This is a genomic window from Mesorhizobium sp. WSM4850 (assembly GCF_055811735.1).
In genome coordinates this window covers 595,560-621,790 of the sequence record NZ_JBVVPV010000001.1, presented here as the reverse complement: position 1 = coordinate 621,790, position 26,231 = coordinate 595,560, and the positions used below count along the sequence as shown (strand labels likewise).

Annotated in this window: 24 protein-coding genes and 1 pseudogene; 10 read left to right on the top strand and 15 right to left on the bottom strand. The window is 59.4% G+C overall.

Features of this window, described 5'->3' with window-relative positions; all coding sequences use genetic code 11:
• Nucleotides 1-451: 451 nt before the first annotated feature.
• The 3 genes from AC0L2Z_RS02920 to AC0L2Z_RS02910 form a co-directional block, all read right to left on the bottom strand.
• Nucleotides 452-1,183 carry a glycosyltransferase gene (locus AC0L2Z_RS02920; RefSeq protein ID WP_473626598.1) on the bottom strand — a complete coding sequence of 244 codons (732 nt, stop codon included), beginning with the start codon at nt 1,181-1,183 and terminating at the stop codon, nt 452-454.
• A 78-nt stretch (nt 1,184-1,261) separates the two neighbouring features.
• On the bottom strand, nt 1,262-2,077 hold the full coding sequence (locus tag AC0L2Z_RS02915) for a glycosyltransferase family 2 protein (protein WP_473626597.1): 816 nt from the start codon (nt 2,075-2,077) through the stop codon (nt 1,262-1,264).
• Nucleotides 2,078-2,184: 107 nt separating this feature from the next.
• The gene (locus AC0L2Z_RS02910) at nt 2,185-3,354 is read right to left on the bottom strand and encodes a glycosyltransferase family 4 protein (RefSeq protein ID WP_023799613.1); all 1,170 of its coding nucleotides are present in this window, start codon (nt 3,352-3,354) and stop codon (nt 2,185-2,187) included.
• 173 nt (nt 3,355-3,527) lie between these two features.
• Here AC0L2Z_RS02910 and AC0L2Z_RS02905 point away from each other — a divergent pair, with 173 nt between their 5' ends.
• On the top strand, nt 3,528-4,445 hold the full coding sequence (locus AC0L2Z_RS02905) for a sulfotransferase family protein (RefSeq protein WP_473626595.1): 918 nt from the start codon (nt 3,528-3,530) through the stop codon (nt 4,443-4,445).
• 21 nt (nt 4,446-4,466) lie between these two features.
• On the opposite strand, the gene AC0L2Z_RS02900 is transcribed toward AC0L2Z_RS02905, so the two are convergent.
• The 8 genes from AC0L2Z_RS02900 to AC0L2Z_RS02865 all read right to left on the bottom strand — a co-directional run bounded on the left by AC0L2Z_RS02900 (nt 4,467) and on the right by AC0L2Z_RS02865 (nt 14,348).
• Nucleotides 4,467-5,063: a sulfotransferase family protein gene (locus AC0L2Z_RS02900; protein ID WP_473626594.1), complete on the bottom strand. Its 597-nt coding sequence runs from the start codon at nt 5,061-5,063 to the stop codon at nt 4,467-4,469.
• Nucleotides 5,064-5,548: 485 nt separating this feature from the next.
• Nucleotides 5,549-6,622, bottom strand: coding sequence for a glycosyltransferase (locus AC0L2Z_RS02895; protein ID WP_473626593.1), 1,074 nt, complete (start codon nt 6,620-6,622; stop codon nt 5,549-5,551).
• Between the two features lie 154 nt (nt 6,623-6,776).
• Complete coding sequence (locus tag AC0L2Z_RS02890) at nt 6,777-7,949, bottom strand: glycosyltransferase family 9 protein (RefSeq protein ID WP_473626591.1); 1,173 nt, start codon at nt 7,947-7,949, stop codon at nt 6,777-6,779.
• Nucleotides 7,939-8,964, bottom strand: a complete 1,026-nt coding sequence (locus AC0L2Z_RS02885) for a glycosyltransferase family 9 protein (protein WP_473626590.1) — start codon at nt 8,962-8,964, stop codon at nt 7,939-7,941. Before AC0L2Z_RS02885 ends, AC0L2Z_RS02890 begins: the two co-directional genes overlap by 11 nt.
• A gap of 170 nt (nt 8,965-9,134) precedes the next feature.
• Complete coding sequence (locus AC0L2Z_RS02880; RefSeq protein WP_473626589.1) at nt 9,135-10,313, bottom strand: glycosyltransferase family 9 protein; 1,179 nt, start codon at nt 10,311-10,313, stop codon at nt 9,135-9,137.
• A gap of 6 nt (nt 10,314-10,319) precedes the next feature.
• The gene (locus AC0L2Z_RS02875; RefSeq protein ID WP_473626635.1) at nt 10,320-11,972 is read right to left on the bottom strand and encodes an ABC transporter ATP-binding protein; all 1,653 of its coding nucleotides are present in this window, start codon (nt 11,970-11,972) and stop codon (nt 10,320-10,322) included.
• A 460-nt stretch (nt 11,973-12,432) separates the two neighbouring features.
• On the bottom strand, nt 12,433-13,413 hold the full coding sequence (locus AC0L2Z_RS02870; RefSeq protein WP_473626587.1) for a glycosyltransferase family 2 protein: 981 nt from the start codon (nt 13,411-13,413) through the stop codon (nt 12,433-12,435).
• Nucleotides 13,414-13,574: 161 nt separating this feature from the next.
• The gene (locus AC0L2Z_RS02865) at nt 13,575-14,348 is read right to left on the bottom strand and encodes an FkbM family methyltransferase (RefSeq protein ID WP_473626586.1); all 774 of its coding nucleotides are present in this window, start codon (nt 14,346-14,348) and stop codon (nt 13,575-13,577) included.
• 305 nt (nt 14,349-14,653) lie between these two features.
• Between AC0L2Z_RS02865 and AC0L2Z_RS02860 the strand changes: the two genes are divergently transcribed.
• Nucleotides 14,654-15,586: a GSCFA domain-containing protein gene (locus tag AC0L2Z_RS02860; protein WP_473533787.1), complete on the top strand. Its 933-nt coding sequence runs from the start codon at nt 14,654-14,656 to the stop codon at nt 15,584-15,586.
• Between the two features lie 173 nt (nt 15,587-15,759).
• Nucleotides 15,760-16,005, top strand: coding sequence for a class I SAM-dependent methyltransferase (locus AC0L2Z_RS02855; RefSeq protein WP_473626585.1), 246 nt, complete (start codon nt 15,760-15,762; stop codon nt 16,003-16,005).
• 465 nt (nt 16,006-16,470) lie between these two features.
• On the opposite strand, the gene AC0L2Z_RS02850 is transcribed toward AC0L2Z_RS02855, so the two are convergent.
• From AC0L2Z_RS02850 to AC0L2Z_RS02840, 3 genes are all read right to left on the bottom strand, one after another.
• Entirely contained in the window at nt 16,471-16,599 is a 129-nt protein-coding gene (locus AC0L2Z_RS02850) for a hypothetical protein (protein WP_473626583.1), read from the bottom strand.
• A gap of 306 nt (nt 16,600-16,905) precedes the next feature.
• Nucleotides 16,906-17,643 (bottom strand): TylF/MycF/NovP-related O-methyltransferase, encoded by a 738-nt coding sequence (locus tag AC0L2Z_RS02845; RefSeq protein WP_036264615.1) that lies wholly within the window; start codon nt 17,641-17,643, stop codon nt 16,906-16,908.
• A 300-nt stretch (nt 17,644-17,943) separates the two neighbouring features.
• Complete coding sequence (locus AC0L2Z_RS02840; RefSeq protein ID WP_473626582.1) at nt 17,944-18,570, bottom strand: transglutaminase-like cysteine peptidase; 627 nt, start codon at nt 18,568-18,570, stop codon at nt 17,944-17,946.
• 527 nt (nt 18,571-19,097) lie between these two features.
• Here AC0L2Z_RS02840 and AC0L2Z_RS02835 point away from each other — a divergent pair.
• Entirely contained in the window at nt 19,098-19,340 is a 243-nt protein-coding gene (locus tag AC0L2Z_RS02835) for a hypothetical protein (protein WP_473626581.1), read from the top strand.
• A 152-nt stretch (nt 19,341-19,492) separates the two neighbouring features.
• Here the strand turns inward: AC0L2Z_RS02835 and AC0L2Z_RS02830 are convergent.
• Nucleotides 19,493-19,761 (bottom strand): annotated as a pseudogene (locus AC0L2Z_RS02830) (plasmid stabilization protein).
• A gap of 122 nt (nt 19,762-19,883) precedes the next feature.
• On the opposite strand from AC0L2Z_RS02830, the gene AC0L2Z_RS02825 reads away from it, so the two are divergent.
• The 6 genes from AC0L2Z_RS02825 (at nt 19,884) to hisD (ending at nt 26,226) form a co-directional block, all read left to right on the top strand.
• A complete protein-coding gene (locus AC0L2Z_RS02825) occupies nt 19,884-20,657 on the top strand; it encodes an SDR family NAD(P)-dependent oxidoreductase (RefSeq protein WP_473626580.1) in 774 nt (257 codons plus the stop codon).
• 196 nt (nt 20,658-20,853) lie between these two features.
• Nucleotides 20,854-21,918 carry an ABC transporter ATP-binding protein gene (locus AC0L2Z_RS02820; protein ID WP_473626634.1) on the top strand — a complete coding sequence of 355 codons (1,065 nt, stop codon included), beginning with the start codon at nt 20,854-20,856 and terminating at the stop codon, nt 21,916-21,918.
• Between the two features lie 35 nt (nt 21,919-21,953).
• On the top strand, nt 21,954-23,060 hold the full coding sequence (locus AC0L2Z_RS02815) for an ABC transporter substrate-binding protein (RefSeq protein ID WP_473626578.1): 1,107 nt from the start codon (nt 21,954-21,956) through the stop codon (nt 23,058-23,060).
• A gap of 66 nt (nt 23,061-23,126) precedes the next feature.
• Nucleotides 23,127-24,071, top strand: coding sequence for an ABC transporter permease (locus AC0L2Z_RS02810; protein ID WP_473626577.1), 945 nt, complete (start codon nt 23,127-23,129; stop codon nt 24,069-24,071).
• Complete coding sequence (locus AC0L2Z_RS02805; protein ID WP_023799634.1) at nt 24,068-24,868, top strand: ABC transporter permease; 801 nt, start codon at nt 24,068-24,070, stop codon at nt 24,866-24,868. Before AC0L2Z_RS02810 ends, AC0L2Z_RS02805 begins: the two co-directional genes overlap by 4 nt.
• A gap of 35 nt (nt 24,869-24,903) precedes the next feature.
• Entirely contained in the window at nt 24,904-26,226 is a 1,323-nt protein-coding gene (gene hisD / locus AC0L2Z_RS02800; protein ID WP_031255121.1) for a histidinol dehydrogenase, read from the top strand.
• The last annotated feature ends 5 nt before the right edge of the window (nt 26,227-26,231 follow it).

Genomic DNA, 26,231 nt, shown 5'->3' with positions numbered 1-26,231 from the left:
CACCGAACTGCTACGCCTGGATTGCTCGGCGCCTTGACATGTTGAGCAGCGTTGCGTCCGATCGTTGCCATTGACGAAGAATGCTACGCGCCGTCTTCCAAGGTGACCGCATGGCTGTTGCTCATCGCCGTCTTGCCGCGACCTCGCAAGGGATAACTGGTTGAGACGGTGGATGGCGGTGAGGTTCCTACGGCTCCACCCGCTCTACTCCTAATTGGTGTCGCCCTCCTAAATGATGCCGTGCTAATGTTCTAGCCGGCTTGGGAGGTTCCAATCGACCTCATTGCGAATGTTTTCGCCGGCACGTGGGCTGCCGGCGTGCTTGCCGCCATCTGGTATGTCTGGAGGCGGCCCTCGCTGCCCATTGCCGAAAACAAGCAGGACCGCGATTTGCGGGAATGGCTGGACGGGCAGGTGTAGAGGGCCCGCCAGCACTGGGTTTTTTGACTGGCTACCGGGTCGCCGAGCGCGAAAGAGCAGCCTCTGCTTGATCGGCACTGCTCAGGAATTCGTCGCGTTCGGCTATCCACAGATCCGCATAGTCGACATTCTGCCACTCGGCAAACCACGGACCGCCACTTGTATAGTGGACCGCCTTGGGTGTGCCATGCGCCGGCTTTTCGTTCCAACCTTCAAGCCAGTTCCACTCTACCGGCAGCGAGCCCAAATCCTCATCGGCGACCCACTGCATTCGGTGGAGGTAGGCGCCACTTTCGCGGTTCACGACCTCCGGCGTAAGCGATTTAACCGCAGGATGCGCGCAATTGAACAGCATCAGCGAGGACCAGTTTTTTCGAGGGTAGGATGTCTGGACAACGCCATCCATCTTGGTGGTGGCCTTCGGCGTGTAGTCGTGCTGGACACAATAGACCGCCTTGTTCGACTTCGTGTATTCCAGCAAACCTGCGACGTCACCGAGCCACAGGAAGTCGCAATCGCAGAACAAAGCCCAGCCCGTATAGTCGGCGAGAAAAGGCGTGAGAAACCGCGTATAAGTGAACTCTGTTGACGCGAGCGGATCTTTCTCCCTCCAATACAGTTCACGGGCACGCAGCTCGTCCTGCTTGATTGGAATGACGGAGACAGGCACCGAAGCGTTTTTGAGCAAAGAGTGCCGCGCCACGTCGTAGGCGATCGGCTCACGGCTGTCCCATCCAACGAATACCCTAAACGCATCAGTCATATTCAGTACCTTGGCTCCAATTTCAAAACGGGCACACACTAACTGTCTGGCAACAACTCGGCAACAATGGCGCGGAAATTAGCCGGGGCGATTTCTAAAGCCCGCGGATTTGCCGTTCACCCCGGCCCGGCTTTCCTCGGCGCACCTCGACTTGCCACCCAACGCGACAAGCGCCCATTTCTGATAGGTGTAGCCGGCCGAATAAGCGGCGACCATCGCACCGGTCGAACCGTCCAGAAACCCCAGCCTGAAGACATAGCTGTTCATATAAGCCCAGACCGAGCGCAAAACCGCCTTGCTGATCGAGCTTTTTTTCCCCTCGGCAAGCATCCGCGCGGCGGACGCTTGCGCGTATCTGCCTATCTTGTCATGCGCGTCCGCCAGGTCGGCGATGGAGTCATGCTCCAGGGGGTGGGACAATCGCGAGACCTTGCCATTCACCACCACCTTCTCATGCACGGTGTCGTTGCTGAAGCGGCCGGACTGGCGACGGAAAAGCCTGAGCACCAGATCGGGCGACCAGCCGCCATGGCGGACAATACGCCCACAAAAACGCGATCGTCTTGGTATTTCGAAGCCGTCACAGCCTTTCGGGCTGGCGATTGCGGCCCTGATTTCCGCTGCCAGCGGCGGCTCGACCCATTCGTCGGCATCAAGCGAAAGGACCCAATCGCCTGTCGCCGCGGCGAGGGCGCGGTTTTTTTGCGCGCCGAAACCCGGCCAATCCAAGGTGATCAGCACCTTGGCCCCGAGCCCGCTAGCGATGTCCCTGGTCTGATCGGTGCTGTTATTGTCGAGGACGACGATTTCGTCGGCAAAATGTACCGAGCGAAGGCAACGTGCAATGCACGCTTCCTCATTGCGGCTGATTATGACGACTGAGAGCGCCGGCACGGTCAGACGGTTCCGGCATCAAAACTGCGACTGTTGTTCAAATGAAACTGTCCCCCGGCCGGTTGGCACTCCGGTGATCCTAACGGATTCAAAAAATATGTCGAAAATTATTTCAGGTCGAGATTTTCGTACAGCGCTATCATTCTCCTGATCATGACGTTGAAATCGTAGTGTTCGGCTGCCGCCCTGACCCTGGCCGCAGTCTCGGGCCGTGACGACAGCAGCAAGGCGCGGGCAAGCCCGGCGGCGAGGTGGTTTACGCTGGCTGCGTCGCAAACAAGCGTCGGCTCGAAGCGATCGACAAGCTCGCGCGCCCCACACCCGGTGCTGACGACGGCGGGCAAGCCGCTGGCCATGGCTTCGATCACCACTGTGCCGAATGGATCATAGATGGAAGGCAGCACCGCAATGTCGGCGGCGCCGTACCATGGCAGCGTATCTTTTTGCGGCCCCAGCATTCGGAGCCTTGCACCAAGACCAAGCCTGTCACCGGCCCGCTGGAACGTATCGGCGCGCGAATCGTGGCCAATGACCCATAACTCCGGCTCACCATCGAGCATTGCGACAGACTTCATCAAGGCAAGAAGTCCTTTTCGCGCAAAACCCGAGCCTACGAAGAGAACGACCGGCCTGTCATCGTCGACGCCAAGCCGTGAGCGGACCACGGCTCGATGCTGTCTTCGCAACTCCAGGTTGAAGCGCTCCAGGTCGACCCCGTTGGGAATATGGTGCACGCGTTCGGCCGGATAGTCGTAGTGACGGACAATGTCCTCCGCCACCATTTTCGAAATGGCAATCACCGCTTTAAGCCGTGGGCTGCCATAGGTCGCGCGCTCGAGGCGCAGCGTCTGGCGGTGAAACGGGCTCAGCGCCATCGCTGCCGTGCCAAGCCGCGTCTCGAAACGCCGTCGCTCGGCAAGATAGGCGGCATGAACGCCTTCCCCGGCACGGAAGACGTCGCAGCACGGAAGGCGATCGTTGCTCTGCACCAGGGCCGGCGGCATTTCGGCGATCTTGCGGCAGGCGGCTCGGGCAAAGGACGTCGCCCGCAGGTAGCGGGGAAAGCGGCGGCCGGCGCACTGGATGAACTCTATGCCTTCGTGTCGCGGCCAGTCGCCTGACAGCACGGCCACCGGCCGTTGACGCGCGGCGAACGCCGCCATGATGTTTTCCAGCATGATCTCGCCTCCGCCAAAGGGCGCGTAACGCTGGCGCACGAACAGGATAGGCTTTTTCGGGTCAGCTTGAACCCGTTGATCATGCCGTGGCAAATCCATGCGACCTCGCTACGCCCTTTTGCAAGCCAATCAAGCTTTCCAACTTGGCGGGACTTTGCTCGCAGTCTATTAAGCGTGGCAAGCCGGTCCTGGATCGGGGCGCTGGCGTATAGTTCCGCTGGTTGCGGCTATGCCACGACGGTAGACTGCTTTCAAGGCGAGGGTTTTTGCCGATGACCACCAGCCATGTCTCGCCCGCCGACAAGACCGTCTCGGGCAAACGCAAAGTCGGCGTGATCCGCCGCCTGGAGCGCTCGTTGCGACCGGGGCTGCGAAATCTCCGCGGTCTGGTCAAGGAGCCGTTTCTAGCCTGGGCGCATCCGGAAGCTCTGGCTTTCTACAGCAGAGCGATGCAGACGGCTTATCTGCCGGACGACCTGATCGACGTCGTCCCGCAACTCAAGATCCTGTATCTCGCCACGCCGAAGGCGGCGAGCAGCCGCATTCGCAGCAACCTTGCAGCCATGATCGGCAATGATACCGTGTCGGAGTGGCGCAGCGACCAGAACTGGAAGGTGCACAACCGAAAGGCGTCGAGCTTGCAGGCGCCTCGCCATGGCATCGTGCAGTTCCATCGCATGGCCACAAGTCCCGAAGCCTTGCGGTTCACCTTCGTTCGCAATCCCTATACAAGGCTGTTGTCGTGCTGGGCCGACCAATATCGCGACCGCCCCCTTGTGCCTGGCTATGGCAGGGTGGAGGTCTATCTGGCCCATCGCGAAAGGGCGGATCCGTCGCTGCCTGTCGGTGCTGACAAGAGCCTGTCGTTTGCTGATTTCGTCGCCTTTGCCTGCACGACCTCGACATGGCGCATCGACAAGCATTGGCAGAGGCAAAGCGACATCGTCAACCTTCCAGGCGTTGTGTTCGACCTCATCGGCAAAACCGAGACTTTCGCACGAGATTTCGAACAGGTTCTCGATCATGTCGGTGCAAGCGAGGAAATGCGACGCGCGGCGATGCCACCTCTGCACACCTCCTCGCGCCGCAGGCTTGCCGACTATTTCACGCCAGAACTGGCCGATACGATTTACCGCGCCTATGAGCGCGACTTCGATCAGTTTGGCTATCCGCGCGCGCTTCCAGAGTGAACAATCCGCGCGACGGAACCCTCAAACATACCCGAACGCCTGCATCAGCGGTTTGCCGCGTCCCTCGGTAAGCTCCTTCAATTCCATTTGACCCAGTTCGGTCTTCCAGCGGCCGCGGCCATCATAGATCGGCTTGTTGACCTGCTGGTTGCGGAGCGCGGCATGTTGGGGTTGCGCATCGAGTGTGAACCATCGTTGCGGGTTCCGATGATAGTCGAGCAAACTCTGGTCGAACGACAATCCCAGGAAGGTGCAGATCTTTTCGATGGTCGCTTCCGGGTCATTGACAAGATCTTCGTAGCGGTAAATCAGGACGTCCGTGCTGCCGCGCTCGGCAAGCACCATTGTGTTGTCCGAAATCCAGCGATCCAGGCTCTCGGTCGCATCACCAAGCCGCTTGGTCAGCGAAGCAACGGTATCGCGCCCATCGCGTACCGGCATCACGAACTTCGCGCCCGGCACCAGGCGTCGTATCCGGTCGACACGTCTGATATGACGCGGTGTCTTTTCAAGCAGCACCGACTTGCCCGCCCCAATGGCCGCCCGTTCCAGCTTCGAGTAGCGATACAGCGCAAGTGGAGTCCATTTGAAAAACACGTTGGTTTCTTCGAATGGCAAAAAGACATCGGCATGCGAGGCAAGGATCGTCGCTATCAGCGTGGTGCCGCTATGCCCGCATCCGCAGACAAAGCCTTTGCATCGGATCAATTCACACCTGCCCTGTCGTCGACATGAGATATGCCATGTCGCTGAAAGGATTCATCGAGCCATTTCCAGTAATCGAGCCGGGCAAGCATCGTTTGTATCCCGCCGCACATCTTCATAGCGCAGAAGCGCAATCTTTCGAACGTGACTTGCGCCTGAAATATCAGACACCGCAGTGTCGCGCTAGGAGCCGTTGTAGCGAGATTTGTCGGGTCGATTTGCGCAATGCCCCTCAGATTCTTCTGGTCGGCGACGCCCCAGGTCGTCAAGCATTACGCGCAGCCAAGTCCGCCCGGATTTGGGAAACGAGACGACAAGGGAGGGGGCGGCTTCCTTGCAAAAAGGCGGACTACAAACTCAACTTATAGACTCCGATTGCGGCACTTTGATCGAGCGGATCAGCGATTGTAAATATCGATTAAGGCTTCGGCAATCCGTTGCGAAGCCGGCACCTTTGGATCAATCGACAGATTGGCATTGAGGAAGTCCCGGCTTTGCTCAAAATAGGTCGGTCTTGACCTGACCGCAGCGCGGATGTCCTCGACGAGGTCATGCTCCGACAACGTTGGTTTGAAAGCGCCCATGGGCCTGTCGAACTCGACCATGGGCGAAACCGGCGGAAACAGCACCACCGGAATGCCGCAGGCGATTGCTTCATAAACAGTGGTGCTTGGGCGCGTTACGAGCGCCAGAGCGTCCGGGAGCAGTTGTGCGAAATCCAACGGCGATTTGTTCGGCATATCGACTTTTGCGAACATCGTGGGGTGGACGCTAACGACATGGGCAAGGCCGAGTTTTGCACATGCGGCTGCCACGGCTTCAATCGCCTGGCGATCTGCGGGGTCCTCGATATTCCCCTTGAAGTTCACCAGCATAAAAAGCCCTTCGTCGTGCCTGGCACCAGCGCTTGCGGCGGCACGCTCAATGACCGGGGAGCCGACAACATATGTCGGCTGTCGCCTTTGCTGCAGCGCCGCTGGTCCCATCGACAGGATGTAGTCAGCTCTCACAAATCGATGCGGCCGCAGCTCTCGCGCACCTCCGATGAGGCCGACCACACGGACCATGCCGAAGTTGATGGAGTCGATGAATCGCCTAAAAAATTGCGGCGCAAAGTCACTTCCCGTCACCAGCATGTCACCGGGCCTGATCATCCGCTCGAGGTCAGCAAAGCCGATATGCGATATTCCTCGGGTGTTGAGTTCAGGTCGCGCTACGCCGCCGCGTTTCAATCCATCGAGATGCGCGAACACGCAGCGGATGCCGCGGTCACCCAGAATTTCTGCCGCGTCAGCCAGCAGCCGAACATTGTTGCGGTTGTGTGGGACGAAGTAGACCGTCCTCGTCGCTGCCCTGCCGCGAGCGTAGATACGCCCGCGCTTGAACAGATTTCCTGGATGCACAAGCCGGTACGCCGCGAGGAGCCGCTGCACAAAGCCATCGCTGACAGGAGAAGACGCCTTTTTTCCCAAACTACTACCCAAAGATATGCATCGCCTCTTATCCGCAAAATCTAGAACGGCCGCCCGCCGGTTAGTTTACAATGCTCTCGCCGTCAAGAAAGGCGCCTAACTCTCCGCCGGTTGTAACCTGCCTGGCACACTCGCGGTGCCTTGGGCGGTGGATTCAACCAGCGCTGATGAGTGAGCCCATGTGGTTTTGCGCGTCTTCCATCACCGCGGCCCAAGGCCGTTCCCGTTTCGAGACCAGCACGGCGGAGGGATAGTAGGGCGTGCGATCGCCCTCGACCGGCCAGGAACGTTTGAACCCATCGCCAAGAATAAAGACCGACGGGATGCCGAGCGCGCCCGCCAGATGCGCCCCGGTATTGCTGATGGTTACCACGGCGTCCATCGCGGCAACCTGCGCCGCGAAAAGATCCATGTCGACAAGTTGATCCACCAAGACGTCGTGCAAGATGCGCGCGGGATCACCATCGGTCAGGATTTTCAGGTCGGGCTCGATCCGGCCATATTGCAGCGAAACGAACCGGAGGTCCGGACGGCTGATAAGCCCGCGCCATGCCGTAAGTGGCGGCAGGTCCTTGCCAGGATTGGAGCTGCCCCATGCGATGCCGACCAACGGCAGGTCATCCTTGCGATAGCGGGCGCGAAGCTCAGCGACCCGCGCCGGATCCGGCTTGAGGGGAACAAAATGCTCCCGGATCGTGGTCTCATTCGTCTCGAACACGGCAGTCAGATGCTGGACGCCGGCGAAGAGCTGGGCCTCGCCATAGGCGGCCTTGCTCCCCGGACCGACGGCCCGCACATCGGCGGCGGGAAATGTCCGCTGAAACAGCGGCACCAAGCGGTGCTCGACCAGGACGATCAGGCGAGCCGCGCGGGCGAGCGCGCGGCCGACGGAACTCGCATGGTGGATCGCGGTGGCCAGACCCTGCTTTTCGGTTTCCATCAGATCGACGAGCAGGACCCGGTCCGAGATATCCTGGCCGAGCCATTCGCCGTCGACGCGGCCCTCGACGATGTGGCGCCGGGCGATCTTGAGCTCGGCCGCAGGGCCGTAGGCGCCCATACGCATCAGCGCCTTGCTAAGTTCGTCGAGCAGGTAGACCTCGCGTCTCGACTTCGCGATCGATCCCAGCGCCAAGGCTTTCGGCAGCGCCGCCGACCAGTCGCGCGCCTCGATGCTTCGCCTATAGTCCGCCATCTGATCGGCAATGTCGCTATCGCGCCAGCGCAGGAAAAGCTGCCGCCGGTGACGACGGAACCAGACCTTGTAATTGTAGCCTGCGAGCGCCATAACTCGGCGAACCCGGCCAAGCAGTTGACTAGCTTCCATCACCAGCTCCACCGACGATTTGCGCAACCCGTCCACCTGCTTCCCGCATGGCGGACGCCCACGCCCGGCCGCCCTTTCGCACCAGTCGAACGCTTGGATATGTGGCGACGGTCTCGCCGAAGGCAGGCCACGACAGCCGAAACCCATCGTCGAGCATGACGACAGTCGGGACGCCAAGCGCTCCGGCCAGATTGGCGCCGGTATTGCTGATCGTCACCACCGCATCGAGCGCTGCGATTTGCGCGGCAAAGCGGTCCATATCCGACAACTGGTCGACGGAAGCGTCATGGATGATGCGTCCCGGCGCCGAGCGCTCGAATTCGGCGAGCGCTGGCCCGACATCGCCATACTGCATACTGATGAAACGTCCCGGCAGATTGCCGAGCAGCGCCCGCCAATCGTCCAGAACCGGCAGGTCCTTGCTCTTGTTCAGGCTTCCCCAGGCGAAGCCGATCAGAGGCCCCGGGCCACGATCGAGATAGGTGCTGCGCAGCTGGGCGACCAGTCGGTGGTCCGGCTCCAACGGAACGAAGGGCGCGCGCGCTGTCGGCTCATCCGGCCAGAAGTACCTCGCCAGTGTCTCGAAACTGGCGAAGACATCGGCGTCCACCGCAGCCAGTTCCCCTTCTCGCTCTAGCCTGACATCGAGCGCAGGATAGGTTCGGCGATAAAGTGGCGCGAGTCGCGGCTCGACGAAGACGGTGCATCGGTCGGCAGCTGCGACCACCGGCCCAAGCAGCGACGCGAACTGGAGGAAAATTGCAAGATCACCTTCGCGCCGCTCGACGGCAAGCCTACGACCCGCAAGATCACTGCCATCCCATTCGGGCCGGCCGGGCACTTGTTTGCTCGATGCAATCAACTGCCAGGCACGATTGCCGCCGCGGAGACGTCTCAGTCCACGCCCAGCTTTTTTGACAAGCCCGCGATCGCCAAGCTGCTCACCGACCAGGCCGAGTGCCAGCGCGTGTTCCCGGGCCGCCTGCCAGTCATGCCGTTCGACACTCTGCGCCATCAGGCTCGCATGGCGTTTGACGCTTTCGTCAGCATGGCGAGAGGGGCGCTTAAAAAACTTCTTTGCCCGATCGAGAACCTTCTGCAGCCGCTTGCCGTCAACACCTTGCGGGCGCAAGTCGGCGGCTCTTGCCTTTTCAAGGATTGACCGTCTGCTCGGCACAGCGACCCTCAACTATCGCTAGACAGCGTCGAACGCGCCGTCAGAATCGACGAGAGCTGCCGGCCGACGTTGTCGAGCACCACCGGCCACGGACGTCCTTCCTTGCGCATGACGACGCCGTTCGGATACCAGGGCGTTCGATCGCCAATCGCTGGCCACGCTGTCTGAAACTTGTCGTCGATCACGAAAATAGTCGGAACACCGAGTGCTCCGGACAGATGGGCCGCCGTATTACTGATCGTTACGACGGCATCGAGCGCGGCGATCTGCGCGGCGAAACGGTCCATATCAAGCATCTGGTCGACACTGTCGTCATAGATAAGCCGTGCGTCATTGCCGTTGCGCAGGCGCCGCAGCGCCGGCTTGATCTGTCCGTATTGGAGGGAAACGAACGTCGCGTGTGTGCGGGCGATGAACCGTGCCCATTCGGGGAAGTCAGGCACGTCCTTGGTGTGTGATTTGCTGCCCCAGGACAGACCCACCAGTGGCAGATCCGTCATCGAGCGATAGCGCTTGCGGAATGTTTCGACGAGTTCAGGATCTGCCCGCAGCGGCACGAAATTGGCGGCAAGTGTTTCGGCATCGCGGCCGAAAACCCAGGCGAGATTTTCGAAGGTCGCAAATTTGTCGCCAACGACATTCTGCTGCGCTGGGACTACGGTCGCATTCGGGAACGTCCTCTGTACAAGCGATACCAGGCGCGGCTCGACCCGAATTGTCGCGCTTTGCGCACATGCAGCGGCGGCTCCGGCCAGTCGCGCATGACGGATAACGCGGCCAAGGCTGCGAGGGTCATCCTCTACAAGATCGATCAGCAGTGTATCCGAGCCGAGGTCTTCTCCAGTCCACTCGTTGGCACCTTTCCCTTTTCGTTGCCGGCGAGCGGAAAGCCGAAGCTCGGCCGCCCGTGCGAACTTGCCCAGCCGTTCGAACGCCTGGCCTGCCTTCTGCATCATTTCGGGGTCGCGGGCACGATCGGCCATGATGGCCATTTCATTGGTACTTGCTTCAAGCCCTGTCCAGTCCCGGCGCGCAATCAGCGCGTCGACCTTGGCCTGCTGCTCAAGAACGGAACGAGGCTTGGAGCCGGCAAACAGCGTCCGCACGGCCTTTGTGTACCGGCGCAACTGCAGGCCCAATCCACCAATCACATACCGGATGTAGGAACCGTGGTAAAAACTGGTCATCGGCCTTCAGCGCAATACGCTCTGCCGCAGCGTTTTGCCGCCTTCGACGAGCGAAGCGGACGCTTCCAGATGGAAGATCGAGCGATAGATTTCGCTGCGCCTGGCGAGCTCGTCATGAGTCCCGGAGTCCGCGAGGATGCCAGCGTCAAACACCAGAATACGATCGGCCGCCTTGATGGTTGAAAGCCTGTGCGCAATGCAGATCACCGTGCGCTGAAATGCATCGTCGAACGCAGCCTCCATGACCGCCCGTTCGTTTTCGCCGTCGAGCGCGGATGTTGCTTCATCGTAGACAATCACGGGCGCATCCTTGAGCAGGGCGCGCGCGATGGCAACGCGTTGTTTCTGCCCGCCCGACAGGTTGGTACCGCCGGGCCCTACCAGGGTGTCGAGCCCGTTTTCAAGGTTCGAAGCAAAACTTGTGACCCGGGCGAGTTCCGCCGCGGAATCGATTTCTTGATCCGTGGCGTTCGGGCGTCCGTCACGAATGTTGTCACGGATAGAACCTTCGAACAGGAAGATATCCTGTGACACCAGTGCGATATTGTCGCGAACGTCGGCCAGGCTGATCTTCGCAATGTCCTTGTCGTCGATGAAGATCCTGCCCCTGTCCGGCTCCATCAGGCGCAGGATCAGATTGACGATGGTGGTCTTGCCAGCGCCGGAGCGGCCAACAATCGCCAGCTTCTCACGAGGTCGGACCTCGAAGGAAACACCGTGCAGCGCCGGGCTGTTGCCGCCATAGGAGAAAGCCACATCTTCAAAACGGATACCGCCCTCGGCGCCGGTGAGGTGCTCGCCTGCGGTTGCGAGTTGTCGCTGTTCGGGCGTGTCGATCAAATCATACATCTGCTCGACGGCAACCATTTGCTTCTGGATGTCGACATTGACCCGGGCGAGCCGCTTGGCGGGCTCATAGGCAAGCAGAAAGGCGGTTATGAAGGCCATGAATTCGCCCGGGGTCTTGCCGTTGCCGAGGGTCTGCCAACTGGCATAAATGAGGAAAAGGCCGATAATGAAGCCACCGCCTGTCTCCATCAATGGACTCATCAACGCCGATGTCCGGTTGATCTGGACGCCGCGCCTTTCCATCTTGCGGACAGCCTTAGCGAAGCTGGCGATCGCCTTTTCCTCGAGCTGGAACGATTTGATGGTGCGAATGCCGTCTATGGCTTCCGTGCCGATCGACTGAACCTGTGCCGCCAGCTCTGTTTCGCCCCTTGCCAGCGACTTGATCTTTCGCGTGATCGTGCTCACCGAGAGGAAGATCACCGGCAAAGCAGCCGCCGATACAAGCGACATGGTCGGGTCCTGTACGACCATGACGCTTGCCAGTCCGACCAGGGTCAAAACGTCGGAGGCCGTGTTGCTCGTCAGCGTGATGATGACGGACGCACCGGCGCGCGCATTGAACATTATCTTGGAAATGAATTTGGCCGGATGCTGATTGACGAAATGGCCAATGTCGAGGCGCATCACCCGGGAAAACTGCCGGTGTTGGAGGTCCGACACGATGGCCCTGCGGACGTTTCCGGTCGTAATGGTTTGACCGTATGCCGCGATGCCCTTGACAGCGGAAAGTCCGATGATTGCCGCGCTGATACCCCAAACGGCGGCGGCGTTCCTGTCGATATAGATGCTGTTGATCATGTCGCGCATGATCCAGGCAAATCCGGACGTCGCCGCCGCACCGGCAATCGTGCACAGCAAACCGGCGAGATACAGCTTTATGTGCGGCGGCAGGTTCTCGAGGATCAGGCGCTTGACCAGCGGGTACGCCAAGGCCGCTGAAATTCGTCTCTTTGCGCTCATTCGGTTTCCTGCTGCGATGTGTCATCGGTGTCAGTTGGCCTTTGCCGATCCATGCGACTTTCGCGACACCGCTCGCACATCTGCTATAAATCTATGTCGGATTGCTTGTCTGTGACTTTGTTCGGACGTGCAGTCAATGCCGAATCCGGATGCCAGCCCGCGTTGACGGGATCGGTGACCATGGGAGCATACACAACTCTCCGAAGGGTCCAAGAGGAATGATCGCCTGGGCTTTGGAATAGAGCCTCCGGCAAATCGGGCTCCCAACCGCCAGAATTGATGAGCAGCCAAGGACCGGGTTAGCGATCTAATCATTCCAAGAAATAGCTTGGGTCAGGCCCGCACCGATTATATCCTGAATACCCGAATAGCTTTGCGAAATATCGCTCATCACATTGAAGTCCGGCTTGTCGATAGTGGCGGAAAGGTATTCCTTGTATTTTGAAGCACCGTTCCAATATTGGCCTTCATCGGCGGCGACCTGAGCCTTCGTCGTAAAATTAGAGAAAAACTTAAAATGAAGAAGAGCACCATAACTCTCCACGTGGTTACGCCAATAGGGTAGCGGAGCGTGAATTGAATTTAAGATCGTCAATCGATCCCCGTATACGAACGGATATTTCGTTAGGGTGTGCGTACCAAACACCCGACTTCTCGGGCCACCTCGGATTTTGATATTTTGCGGGCTCGTCGTGTAGTCGTATCCCGAAGCATCGAAATGATCGGCTATCTCCCAAGGAGCGCGTTTTGGGTCAAACGGAAAGTCCCTTAAGTCTCCTGCTGGATACATGTCGATCATCGGCGCCAGCAAGTGCTTCATGCCTCTTTTTCGGATCCAACCGGCAAGGTCATGCAGGTCGTGGCGATTCATGCCATCATAAACCAGGTATTCATCCGCATCCACGATCACGTACCACCGGTTGAACCCGTATCTGCGGATTATATCCTGTCGCCAGAAAGTTCCGCGCCCTGCTTCTCCATAGGTCTTTCGTGAGATGAATACGTCCACATCTGGCTGGCTCAACAGAAATTCCCGTGTCCCGTCCTCAGAACGGTCATCGACAATGGCAAATCTGGAAACGCCGATCGATCGATAGTGATCAAGGAATGGAATTATCTCAGGATATTCGTTCCTGACGACTGACACAAGCAATATTTCTTTTTGAGAAACTGGCGATAGATTTCCACGCGCTTCTAAATCGTCTTTCCTCAGCGCGTTGCGAAATCTATACTGAATTGTGTCGGCAATCGATCTACGGAAAATATGAAACTGGCTTCTTTTCTTCATTTGAGCTCACAAATTTCAAGGGGCTGTCCGCACAAAGATCGCAGCGACCATGTTCGGATCGCCATGTTTTTTCGAACGTCGCTCATCACTCGACTTGTTATAGGTGATGGCAAAGGTGGTTATGAAGGCGCGATCCACTCGTCAACATCCAGTGGAGATGACTAGTGCCAGTCCAAGTTGATTTTATTGGCCCAATCTCGTTTGATTGCTTCGCGGAGCGCGCGCGTACGTTCTGCAAGCTGTGGGATTTTTTTCTCGTGGGTTTCGGCAAAGATCATATCGATCTTGTTCATTATTCCACAGGATAATATCGATTCGAGCATTGGCACTTCCGCGCCCTCTACATCAATCTTCAGTATCCTCACCGGAGATCCAAGTTCTCTAACGAAATCAACTATGCTTAACTGTTCAACCTCAGTGTAGTCGTCTTTCGAAATGTTAGATTTGTCCGCATACAAGGAAGAGGATTGCGACCAAAAGTCTGGGTCAGAACTGAATTTACGTGACCGGTAGAGCTTCGCAGTCCCGGATTGGTCGGCAAGCGCCTGCTGATACAGATGGACATTTTTGAATGCTCCAACGTTCTTGCGCAGCCGTTCGAAGGTGTAGGGGTCTGGCTCGAAGGCATGAACCGTCGAGCCCGTCTTGGCCAAGGCCGAGGTGATCTCACCCAGATTCGCGCCGGCATCTATGACAATATCGCCTGGCTTCAGCCGCCGGCAGGCCCGTCCGAACAGATACGAAGCATTCCATGAGGGACGCCCGAACCAACGGCTGTAAGCGTGATATTTTAGCAATTTAACGTTCATAGTCACACAAAAAGATCCTGTCGACAGATCCTGTCGACTCCACTGAACGTCGGCACCAAAATCCTCTATGCGCAAAATCCAGATGAGAGGGAGACGTTCTATGCCAATTTTGGTGCTGCTCTGCAACAGGGTCGCCGCGATTCTTGGCGTGCCTTTAGAGTAGTCGCTTAATGATCGGGACTTGGGGCCTATTTTCGGTTGGCTTTGAAGAGAGCGTTTGCGACGATAATGGGCTTCCGCATGACGGCAGTGATTGCGAGCTTTGGCGGCGTGCCGGCCGGATTGCGGCCAGCGGGGAAGCGGGCTAAACGTCGGGCATTGCTGTCAGCGGCCAACTATGACGATCATGGAGCGATGTGACATTGCTAGAGCGAGTTCGACGAAAGTATCTTCGGCTCCGCAAGCGACTCGGGTACATTCAACCTATCCATTTGGCGGCTGCGGACAAACTGAATAACAAGTATGGCGATTTTTCCAGTTCAGGCGTCATTACAATCCGTAAAAACGCAGTATTCACTCGAAAAGATATATTCTTCACGATGGGAAGTTGCTTTGCAGAGGAAATTCGTCTTGCGTTAACAAGCAAGCAGGTCGCCTGCGTTCCGTCTTACAGAAATATCAGTTTCGACCCAGCGCAAGCCATTGTAGATGAGCTGCCCGGGCGAGAGCATATGAACTTCTATAACACCTTCACTGTTCGCCTTCAGATTGAGCAAATGCTCGGCTTGTGGGATCAAGCCAATGACGACTGGTGGCAGATCAAAAAACCTGCGCCTTGGGGTCCGATCTGCTTTCAGGACCCCTACCGCCGTCTCATCCTCGCCAAATCTCCGGAAGTTCTCAAAGAGGTAATCGAGAGCATGAACAGGGAGATGCGGGTTGGCTTCGATGCGGCCACAGCATTCATATTTACCTTCGGAATGACTGAGGTCTTCATCAACAGGGCCAGTGGCAAGGTAGCAGCACAGAAACCGCTTTATCGTGGCGGAGGCGGAATGCAGGAAACGACGCTTCACGTCAGCAGCTTTCAGGAAAATTATGCCAACGTGATGGCTACCGTGGACATGGTCCGTCAACACAAACCCGATGCACCGATAATTCTCACAGTCTCACCGGTTGCATTGGCTCGGACGTTTCAAGACGCGGATGTCGTCACGGCGAACACTGAAGGCAAATCCGTTCTTCGGGCTGTGCTTGGTCAAGTCTGCCGGGAACGGGACAATGTCCATTACCTTCCCTCATTCGAGCTTGTCACCTATGGAGGCCTCACTCATAGCTACGAAGAGGACTTACGGCACGTAAAGAGATCGGTCGTCGACGACATCGTTGAACAGTTCTTCAACGCGTACTTTGCTCCGTCGTAGGCGTCATCGTACGGACACCCCGTGCCTTGCCGCCGTGACATCGTCTCTTCGTGTCGATGGAGAGTAGCCGCAGCCATTCAGCGCTAGACGTTTGTGGACGGAAACTAGACTAGCACAGCGCGCTCTTGACCGATATAACGCCGCCGACCTATCCAGCCACGAGAGGCTAATTCATGCTGTTTTGGAACACCCGCAAGAAATTCGCAGGAACGTGGGAGGATCGCCTCGACGGGCTGTTTTCGTGCGGGGTAGACTACGCCGGCAAGACGATCCTCGACGTCGGCTGCAACATGGGCATCGTCGCTTATGAAATCGCCAAGCATAGGCCGGCTTACATCCACGGCATCGACATCCTGAAACCCTCATATCGGCGTGGCTCGCTCGATCTTTCTGGGATCTGGCGTCGAAAGCCGATTTGATGCCATGAACTTGGGGAGCCGAAAGCTTCCATCCGTTCTCCGAGACAGCTATGATGTCGTTCTGCTCCTCGCTGTTTACCAGCATGTCCGCAGGGGATTGGGCCAGGATAAGGCTGATCGCATCTTTGCCGATATCATAAACCGCGCACAGACCGTAGTGGCGCGGGTTCCAAAAGAAAAAGATATTCGTCTTCAGTCTTTAATCGAGGGCGCTGGATTCAGCTTATCTCATCGCCACCAGTCGCCGCGCGGCTGCACGGTTCAGGCTTATCATCGCCACTAGGGCTTGTTGCGTTCAGCCCGCCTTGTCGCACAGCGGCACCTTGCGCTTTGGCGCCCGATATTTCGCCACAGACTGACCGTTCCAATGTCGACCGTGACCGCGAGGTCCGATCGTGACCTTGACGCCCTCATCGTCTATCCGGGTGTCTCCGGTAAGGTCGATCTTCTGGCCGCGCTTGACCTTTAGATGTGCTGTCTCGAATGCGGGAAATTGTAGCTCGGGATCGAGACGCTTACGCCGCCCTCAGTGACACGCCGGCGCACCGTGGCAGTCACAGCCACCTCGTCGCCAATGCCTATCTCCCGCGTCATGCCAGAGATTCTGCAGCCGGCGTGGCAACCGTCAAGGGGCGAGAATCTTTCGCTGCTTGAAGTAGCTCAAGGGTGCGGGCGCCCCGCCGGGGTCCTGCAATGGAATCAAGGGACGAGGTGAGAGCCATTTCTCTGCTAAGTCCTTTGCCTGCCTCAAAGTGCGACAATTCTCGACCGCACCAGTTTTTCCCAATAGCTGCTACTTTTGTTGCGCAATTTTTCTGTTTTCCCCAGTTCTTCGTGGGACTGTTTGTGCAAGCTGAACACCGCGCGAACCTGCGGCTGGTTGACGCGGAATGCCGCGCACTAGCTTGCCTTTACGACAATCGCCTGCCCCGTTGGAAGTTCGATGATGCCTTCCGGGCGGTTTTCGAAAAATTGATCAAAGGCCTTTCGGGCTCCAGGACAGAGCGCAGAGCCGTAGTCGTCACATATGATCATGCCATTCGCGCACACCCGATCGTAGAAGAAGGCGAGCGCGTCACGTGTCGGCTCGTAAAGATCGACGTCAATATGGACCAGGGCGAAACGCCGGTCAGATACGTTGGAAAGAGTTTCCGGTATCCATCCGACATGAAAAGTGGTGTTGCTGAAGTCGGAAATATTCTCTCTGGCTACCTTCTCGTCGGTGCTGAGATCGCCGGACTTCCATGGCGTTCGGCCGTTTGGCTTGCGATCCTCTGCGGTCGGTTCCGAGAGGCCAGCGAACGAGTCAAAAAGGTGGTAGTGCCGTGGCCGAAGATCGCTCATCAGCATGAATATCGTCGACCGGCCTTGCCTTACGCCGCATTCGGCCACATCGCCGTCGATACGCTCGATCGATCGCAAGCAGCTTTGCAGGACGAAAGCCCGGGGATCTGGAATCCCACGGATGTTTTTGACCCGCTGCAGCGCCTTTCGGAAAAACGGCTGGTCTTTCCAGACCATATGACTGGAATAAACATAGAAACCGTATTTGTCGGCCTTCTTCTGAGAGACCTTATACCAGGCCACGCCTCTGCGTTTTTTCGAAATGACAGCAAGTGCCGCGTCTCTCAATTTCATCCTGTATCCTCCAGCATTCGACATGTCCATAACACGGGCAGAAGAGAAAGCTCTACCGGCATCAGGCGCGGAATGAAATCGAGTTCCGGCTGAGGGACATTAGCTTATCGAGCGCCGCAAGGAGCGCTTCCCGGTGCTCGTAATAAGCCTATGCCTGGAATGGAACGCCCATGCAGTGCGACTCAAGATCACGGGTCATGTGCCTGGGCCGGTGCGGAACAGGCGCGCAGCCGGGCATCCTGGCCGTTCTCCGGCATGAGCGCCAGCGCCAGGCATTGTCGATCCGCTAATTCGGGAGGTTCAGTCGACTGCCCCGACCAGTACATCGGGGTGTTCGATTATCGCGACCCAGCGCCCGGTATGCGTAGACGACTGCCTTTTTATGAATCGATATCCAGTTACCGACCAAGGCTTCACATCGTCATTGAGGTTGTCGAGCACATAGTCGCCTTTGTCGGTCTTGACGGTCAGCACCGCGTGCCCCTCGCCGTCCTGCTTCCTGACGACGGTGATCAGAAGGTTCGACAGCGATATGCCCTTCTGCCTGAGCAACTGGCGCTTGAGCAGGACATAATCCTCGCAGTCGCCGAGCGCGTGGTCAGGATAGGACCAGAATTCCATCATGCCGTGAACGTCCAAATCGCTCGCGGGCCTGATCGATCTGTTCACCAGCTTGTTGACGGAGGCGAGCTTGCCTTCCATGCCCGCGGACAGAAGGACTGGAGCGCTCTTGCCTGATCGTATTGCGCACTCCGCGGCCCGCCGTCTGCAGAATTCGATGTAGCCGACAGGGATGGAGGTTGGCTGCCCGGTGGCCATGGCGCCAGGCACGACGTCGGCCGAAGCCTTCTCCATCGGCGTCGCGGACATCATCAAGCCTATCAGTAGGCCGGCACACAGCCATGCCCGCGGTACCACCAATCCCATTCGCCCCGCCCCAGAGGTAACAACCCGAAACAATCTTTAATACCGCGTTACCATCATTTCATAAGCGCATCAACACAGCCGCCGCACAATTTAAAGCGACGGTCGCGAACCACCTGATGGTGGGCGCCGCACGGTCGCCCGATCAGCAAATTATGCGTTCACCCGATCAGGGGAATTGTCCCGCTTTTACGTCATCGGCGTTCTTCGGCAGTTCCGCTTACCTGGACCTGATGACGGCGCCCGACAGGTATCTGGCCGCGCAAACGCCGACAGGCGGCCAAAAAAAATTGTAGCCAAATTTGTCGAAGTCCAAGAGCTGCGGGACCTCGCATGGATTCTCATACATTCGGATACACTTCGATAGCACTCGGGCAAATCTCTGCGACAGGCTCAGCCTAGTTTCATCCGTGAGCAGGGAGCCTCGTCATGATGGCGAGACAGAGAGCCGACAGGATTTCGCAAAGCAGGAGTCAATTCCGCGCGAGCCGCCGTCGGCGGGTCTGCTCGTTATTGAAAGGAACAGTACGATGAACAAACTTGTAACCGCTATCGCCCTCCTCGCCCTGTCGACAGGAGTCTCGCTCGCTGCCAATCAAAACCCGGACCGCGATCCAACCCGCGGCTTCCCTACTGGCGTCGACAACAGCGGAATGACCTTGGATACCAGTCACACGGCTTCCTTGCCTCAACCGATGGTCGCTCCGAAAGAAGAACAGCCACAGCCCGGCAAGGTCCTTGGGGGTCGTGCGCCATGGGCGGGCAGCCGTTGATGCGCTGAACTTTTCCTCCCATGCAAAATTGTCCAATCACCCCGCATTCAGCGGGGGTGGTTGGACAAGGGCGCCCGGGAAAATCGCGCCGATAGGGTGAATTCAATGTCTCAGGCGAGCGTGTCGAGGCGCCATGGCGAACAACCATGGGATCACGGCAGGCGTCTCGGAAATGACCTTGGCAGCAGGGAAGAACAAAGCTCCGCATCAACCTGCCGAGCGCCCCGGATCGCTGCTTCAAGGTCGATTTCGACGCCATAAGCGCTAGCGATACGCGGGTAGAACGTCGACGCCGGCTCACGACCGGCTTGCCGGTCCTCATGGGATTCCAGCGCGCGCTCAACGACTCGGCGATCGAGCGGTTCTCGCGCCGAGCCAGCCGGTGCCATCCGGGATGCCGTCGTTCAAGCGATCGCCGCAAACCGGCGCCGCGCCGTCTTAGTGGCACCCCGCAATAGCGCAAGATGTATAGACAACCGGCCGCAACTGGTGTTCGTTTCCAATCCGACCGCATGGTTTTTTTCGGGAATGCAGGAAACCGCCATGAACGCCGCTCGCCTGTTCGACCTGACCGGAAAAAAGGCGCTGGTGACGGGCGCCAGCCGCGGCATCGGCCAGGCCATGGCGGAGGCGCTCTCGGCGGCCGGTGCCGATGTGGCGGTGACCGCCCGCGACGAAAATTCCCTTCGTGAAACGGCGGACCGAATTAGCGCACATCGGCGAAGGTCGCTTTGCCGGTCTCTCGACGTGCTCGACACCGATCGCATCCGCGTGGTGGTCGACGAGGTGGCGGATGCCTTTGGTGGGCTCGACATTCTGGTCAACAACGCCGGCTACGAAAAAGTCCAGCCCTCGCTCGACGTGGACGAGGCGGTATGGGACCGCATCGTATCGACCAATCTGAAGGGCGCCTTCTTCTGCGCGCAGGCTGCGGCGCGGCGGATGGCTGACGACAACAGCGGTGGCGCGATCATCAATCTTTGCTCGCTGACCTCCTATGTCGGCATTCCGACCGCGGTACCCTACGGCTCGTCCAAGTCCGGGCTTCTGGGCATGACCCGCGCACTCGCCGCGGAATGGGCATCGCTCGGCATCCGCGTCAACGCCATCGCTCCGGGGTATTTCCATACGGCGATGACGGACGCCTTTTATCAGGATCCCGATTGGCAGACTGCGATGCTGGCCAAGATCCCGCAGCGGCGCTTCGGCACGATGCAGGACTTGGCCGGAGCTGTTGTGTTTTTGGCGAGCGGGGCATCCGCCTATGTCACCGGGCATTGCATTCCGGTCGACGGCGGCTTTCTCGCATCCATCTGAGCGACTGAGATGCGGCGCAACGAGGACTGTGTAGACCGAGCTTGTATATGGTTGTATATACCACCTGACACGCTGGACGTCCTTGCATGCGACCGGCGACAAATGGGGAACCACAATGCAGGAGCGTTTTCGGGCCGCAGCTTCGCACGAAGCGGAAGGCGACAGGGAAATCGCCGTCACGGCCCGCAACGTCGGGATGGACTTCGATGGGGTTCAAGCCGTCAAGAACGTGTCCTTCGATCTGCCGAAGGGCCGGTTTCTCACCATTCTCGGGCCGTCTGGGTCCGGCAAGACAACCCTCCTGCGGATGATCGCCGGGTTCCAGACCCCGAGCAGCGGCGAGATCTTCATCAACGGTGAAGCGGTGAGCGCGGTGCCACCGCACAAGCGGTCGATCGGTATGGTCTTTCAGAGACTTGCCTTGTTTCCTCATATGACGGCGGCCGAGAATGTCGCCTTCCCGCTGAAGATGCGTCGGCGCGACGCACGCACCATTCCCGACCGCGTCGAGCGATATCTGGCTCTGGTGCGGCTCGGAGGCTATGGCGGCAGGCGCATTCACGAACTGTCCGGCGGGCAGCAGCAGCGCGTCGCGATTGCGCGCGCGCTGGTGTTTGAGCCCGACCTGCTGCTTCTCGACGAGCCGCTCGCCGCACTCGACCGCAAGCTGCGCGAGGAAATGCAGCTTGAATTCCGCCGCATCCAGCGTGAGCTCGGCGTCACCACGATCAATGTCACCCACGACCAGCGCGAGGCGCTGGTAGTTTCCGACGATATCGTCGTCATGGATCAGGGCGAGATCCAGCAGAAGGCACGGCCGATCCACACCTACCGCCAGCCACGCAACGCCTTCGTCGCCAATTTCATCGGCGTCACCAATTTCATTGCCGGCACGGTACGGGCCGTATCGGAAATGGGCGATGTTTCCATCGTTCGGGGTGATCTGATGCTTGCCGGAAAGGTCGGCGATCCGGTCAATCCGCCTGCCGAGGGCGACAAGGCATCGGGAGCGATCCGCGCCGAACAGATCCGTCTCGCCGGCGATGCTGCGCAGCTGTCGAAGCTTGATTGCATGCTGGCCGGGACTGTGACCGACACCATCTTCGAAGGCGAGCGCATGGTCTACGAGGTAGCCTGCGCCGCAATTGGCGACGAGGTCATTCGCGTTTTCGACCATGATCCCGCCGCGCACACGCAGTTCGACATAGGCGAAAGCGTGTTCCTGGGGTGGAACACCAGGGACATGCTTGTTTTTCGATAGAACCGGAGACCGGTCAAACCCAGAGGAGAATGCAGATGAGGCGCTTTAAGCCGACATTATCCCATCTTTCCCGCAGAACCTTCCTTCAGGCCACGGCTGCGCTCGGCGGCGCCTCAGCGCTCGGCCTGCGCGGCGCCTATGCGCAGGAACCGGAAAAGCCGGCGGAGATCATCGTGCGCGCCTGGGGCGGCAGCTGGGTGGATAGCCTGAAGGCCGGCGTGTCCGACAGCTTCACCAAGATGACGGGGATTGCTGTCCGTCACGACCTGACCGAAGACAACGAGATTCAGCCCAAGGTCTGGGCGGCCGTGGCGCAGAAACGCGTCCCGCCGATCCATATCAACTGGGACACCACCACCAATGCCACGAAATCGGCACTGCGCGGCGTGACGGAAGACCTCTCCGACCTGCCGAACCTCGCCAATGTGACGGACCTTGCCAAGCCGGCCGGCCTGGAAGGCTTCCCGATCGTCAATACCTACGGTTATGTCTATGTACTTGCCTATCGGCCTGCGGCATTCCCGGATGGACCGCCCAAGTCCTGGAAAGATCTGCTCGACCCGAAGTTCAAGGGTCGGCTTGCCTTCTACAATGACGGCATCGGCTTCCATTTCCCCGCCCAGGTCGCCGGTGGTGGCAAGCTGGAGGACATTCCCGGCAACATGCAGCCGGCATGGGATTTCATCACCAAGATGAAGGCACAGCAGCCGCTGCTGGGCGAAGATCCCGACTTCACCACCTGGTTCCAGAACGGCGAGATCGACGCCGCCTGCACCATCTCGACCAACGCCCGGGAGGCGCGCAAGAACGGCGTCAAAATCGAATGGGTGGTGCCGGAAGAGGGTGCAAAATTTGACACTGACGGTCTGTGGATCCCCAAGGGCCTGCCGGAAAACGAACTCTACTGGGCCAAGCAGTACATCAATCACGCCTTGACCAAGGAAGCCCAGCAGATCTGGCTGGACGGGCTTGGCTTGCCGGGCGTGGTGCCGGGCCTCACGCCGCCCAAGGATCTGGTGGGCGATCCGTCCTATCCGACCACTGAAGCGGATTTCCAGCGCCTTATCCGCATCTCGTCGAAGATCCAGGTCGAGAACGAGAGCGACTGGTTTTCCAAGTTCAAGGCGATCATGCAGGGCTGACGCCGGTCGGCCGGTGCTGCGCTCGTGCGGCACCGGTTCCTTCACGACGTCGGATACGGATTTTTCATGCGGGCAGCCAGGACAGCCTATCCCCTGACATGGCACATCATGGATGCGTTGGAAGGCGTTGCCGCCGCTACCTGGCCGGCGCGGTTCAGGCGCGCTACGCCCTATCTGATGCTGCTTCCGGCGGTGCTGCTTATCGGGCTGCTCGTGCTTGGTCTCATCCAGATCGCGGATGCCAGCCTGCGCACGCTCGACACCACCACCTTCCAGTTCTCCGACGACTATTCCATCGCCAATTTCCGCCGCGCGCTGACCGAGCCACTGTTCCTGGTCGTCGCGCAGCGCAGCCTCGTTGCCGCCCTGATCGTCACCGCGGTGACGCTCGTCTTCGCCTTTCCCTACGCCTATCTGATGGTGCGCACGCGTTCGCCGGGATTGCGCAAATTCCTGCTGATTGCGCTGTTCCTGCCGTTCTTCATCGGCCAGGTGGTGCGTGCCTATGGCTGGCTGATCATCCTCGGCAACCAGGGCATGGTGAACGAGGCGCTCGGCCTTGTCGGGGTCGCCCCGATGCGGCTCATCTATAACTACCCCGCCGTGCTGTTCGGCCTCGTCCAGTACATGCTGCCGTTTGCCGTACTGATGCTGGCGCCGGCACTCACCGCCATTCCCGAAGAGCTCGAGGCAGCCGCTGGATCGCTCGGCGCGAACTGGGTTCGCACGTTCATCCACGTCGTGCTGCCACTCGCTCGTCCAGGCTTCGTCGGCGCCGGCGTGGTGGTGCTGACGCTTTCGCTCACCGATTTCGCAGTCCCTGCGATCCTTGGCGGCGGCTCGCAGGATTTCATCGCCAACGCCATCTACGACCAGTTCTTCCGCACCTCCGACCAGGGTCTCGGCGCGATGCTGGCGCTTATGCTGGTCGCGCTCGGGTCAATCCTTGTCGGCTTGGTGTTCGCGCTGTTTGGAGCCGGAACGCTCGCCATGGGGAGGTCGCGGGCGTGAGCGGCTCGCGCAGCAAATCGATTGTCCTGTGGACCCTGGTGACGATCGCCCTGGTGACGCTTTCGGCGCCGACGATCGTTGTGCTCGGCGCTTCGTTTACCGGCGGCAACATCATCACGTTTCCGCCGCATGGACTGTCGCTGCGGTGGTACGCGCGTATTTCGCAGGCCTCCGACCTGCGCAATGCTTTCCTGCGCACGCTCCAGGTCGCGACGGTCTGTACGATCGTTGCCATTCCAGTGGGCACGCTGGCGGGCATCGCGCTGGCGAAATATGCGGTTCGTTTTGAGAAGACGATCCAGATCTACCTGCTGCTGCCATTCACCATCCCGCTGATCGGATCGGGCATCGGCCTCATGCTGATCTTCGGCAACGCCGGCATTCTCGGCCAGCTCTGGCCGGTCGGCATCGCCTGCTGCGTCATCAACCTGCCCTTCATGATCTGGGCGGTGACGGCGAGCGCCACCGGGCTTGACCCGGATCTTGAACTGGCCGCCGCCAATTGCGGCGCGCCGCCGCTCCAGGTGTTCTTCTCCGTCACCTTGCCGGCGGTCATGCCAGGGGTGATCACCGGCTCGCTGCTGATGTTCATCCTGGCGCTCAACGAGTTCCTGGTCAGCCTGCTGCTCGTCGATGCCCGCATCGTGACGCTGCCGGTGCTGATCTACAACTCCATCCGCTCGATCATCACGCCGGATCTCGCCGCGATCTCCGTGGTCTTCATCGCCTGCTCGGCTGTCGCCGTTTTCCTGCTCGACAGGCTGGTCGGGCTCGACATCTTCCTGAAATCGAAATGAGGAAAGCCGGCTCGTCGGGCCGCAAAGGAAATCCTATGCCAAACGTATCATTCCACGATTTGAGACAACTCGACGCCGCCGCTCGTTCGGCATTGATGCGGCGCTCAGAGACCGATCTCTCTGGCTTTATGGAGAAGGCCGCGCCGATCATCGAGGCGGTCCGAACAGAAGGCGACGCCGCGCTCGTTCGCTTCGCCCGCGACTTTGACAAGGCAGATCTCGATGCCACGCGACTGAAGGTCAGCCCCGCCGAGTTCGACGCCGCCTTCGGCATGGTCGACGAGGACGTGATCGCCGCCATTCGCTTCGGCATCGACAACATCCGGCATTTCCACGAAGAGCAGAAACCGGAAGCGATGTGGCTCAAGGAAATGCGGCCCGGCGCCTTTGCCGGCGACCGCTTCACGCCGATCCGCTCGGTGGCGCTCTATGTCCCGCGCGGCAAAGGGGCGTTCCCTTCGGTGACGATGATGACCGCAGTGCCCGCAGTGGTGGCGGGCGTTCCGGAGCTTGCCATCGTCACGCCGCCGGCGCCCGATGGTTCGGTGGACGCAGCGACGCTGGTTGCGGCGCGCCTCGCCGGCGTCGAAACGGTCTACAAATGCGGCGGCGCGCAGGCGGTCGCCGCGGTCGCCTACGGCACAGAGACGATCACGGCCGCGCTCAAGATTGTCGGTCCAGGCAGCCCCTGGGTGGTTGCGGCCAAGCGGCTGCTTGCCGGCGTCATCGATCCTGGCCTTCCCGCCGGCCCGTCTGAAGCGATCATCCTCGCCGACGACAGCGTGCATGGCGGGCTGGCCGCGCTCGACCTCCTCATCGAGGCGGAGCACGGACCGGACTCGTCTGCCTATCTGGTGACCCACAGCCGCCGCGTGGCGGAGGAGGCACTGGCCGCGCTGCCGGAGCACTGGGCGCGCATGACCGAGCAACGGGTCGCGTTCTCAACCGCGGTCCTGACCGGCGCCTGTGGCGGCATTGTGCTGACGGCCTCGATCGAGGAGAGCTACCGCTTCATCAACGACTACGCACCGGAGCACCTGGAGATCCTCTCCACCGACCCCTTCGCGCACCTTGGCCACATCACCGAAGCTGCAGAGATCCTGATGGGACCGCACACGCCGGTCTCGATCGGCAATTTCGGGCTGGGCCCCAACGCCGTGCTGCCGACCAGTCGCTGGGCGCGTACTTGTGGACCGCTCTCGGTCACGGATTTCGTCAAGCGCTCTTCGATCGGCTACGTGACGGAAGCGGCCTATCCGGAATTCGCGCGCCATGCCCGCACACTTGCCCGTTATGAAGGCTTCTCCTCGCATGAACACGCCGTCTCCGACGTGCGCGACCGATATCTGGCGCGGTAGCGGAT

Bases quoted from the DNA above. Each gene is read 5' to 3' on its own strand.
- AC0L2Z_RS02845 (WP_036264615.1), bottom strand. From the start codon at position 17,643: ATGAAATTGAGAGACGCGGCACTTGCTGTCATTTCGAAAAAACGCAGA.
- hisD (WP_031255121.1), top strand. From the start codon at position 24,904: ATGCCAAACGTATCATTCCACGATTTGAGACAACTCGACGCCGCCGCT.
- AC0L2Z_RS02910 (WP_023799613.1), bottom strand. From the start codon at position 3,354: ATGGATTTGCCACGGCATGATCAACGGGTTCAAGCTGACCCGAAAAAG.
- AC0L2Z_RS02870 (WP_473626587.1), bottom strand. From the start codon at position 13,413: ATGAAGAAAAGAAGCCAGTTTCATATTTTCCGTAGATCGATTGCCGAC.
- AC0L2Z_RS02835 (WP_473626581.1), top strand. From the start codon at position 19,098: ATGAACAAACTTGTAACCGCTATCGCCCTCCTCGCCCTGTCGACAGGA.
- AC0L2Z_RS02875 (WP_473626635.1), bottom strand. From the start codon at position 11,972: ATGCGCGACATGATCAACAGCATCTATATCGACAGGAACGCCGCCGCC.
- AC0L2Z_RS02920 (WP_473626598.1), bottom strand. From the start codon at position 1,183: ATGACTGATGCGTTTAGGGTATTCGTTGGATGGGACAGCCGTGAGCCG.
- AC0L2Z_RS02850 (WP_473626583.1), bottom strand. From the start codon at position 16,599: ATGACGCGGGAGATAGGCATTGGCGACGAGGTGGCTGTGACTGCCACG.
- AC0L2Z_RS02855 (WP_473626585.1), top strand. From the start codon at position 15,760: ATGCTGTTTTGGAACACCCGCAAGAAATTCGCAGGAACGTGGGAGGAT.
- AC0L2Z_RS02890 (WP_473626591.1), bottom strand. From the start codon at position 7,949: ATGGAAGCTAGTCAACTGCTTGGCCGGGTTCGCCGAGTTATGGCGCTC.
- AC0L2Z_RS02825 (WP_473626580.1), top strand. From the start codon at position 19,884: ATGAACGCCGCTCGCCTGTTCGACCTGACCGGAAAAAAGGCGCTGGTG.
- AC0L2Z_RS02885 (WP_473626590.1), bottom strand. From the start codon at position 8,964: ATGGCGCAGAGTGTCGAACGGCATGACTGGCAGGCGGCCCGGGAACAC.
- AC0L2Z_RS02810 (WP_473626577.1), top strand. From the start codon at position 23,127: ATGCGGGCAGCCAGGACAGCCTATCCCCTGACATGGCACATCATGGAT.
- AC0L2Z_RS02905 (WP_473626595.1), top strand. From the start codon at position 3,528: ATGACCACCAGCCATGTCTCGCCCGCCGACAAGACCGTCTCGGGCAAA.
- AC0L2Z_RS02820 (WP_473626634.1), top strand. From the start codon at position 20,854: ATGGACTTCGATGGGGTTCAAGCCGTCAAGAACGTGTCCTTCGATCTG.
- AC0L2Z_RS02880 (WP_473626589.1), bottom strand. From the start codon at position 10,313: ATGACCAGTTTTTACCACGGTTCCTACATCCGGTATGTGATTGGTGGA.
- AC0L2Z_RS02840 (WP_473626582.1), bottom strand. From the start codon at position 18,570: ATGGGATTGGTGGTACCGCGGGCATGGCTGTGTGCCGGCCTACTGATA.
- AC0L2Z_RS02815 (WP_473626578.1), top strand. From the start codon at position 21,954: ATGAGGCGCTTTAAGCCGACATTATCCCATCTTTCCCGCAGAACCTTC.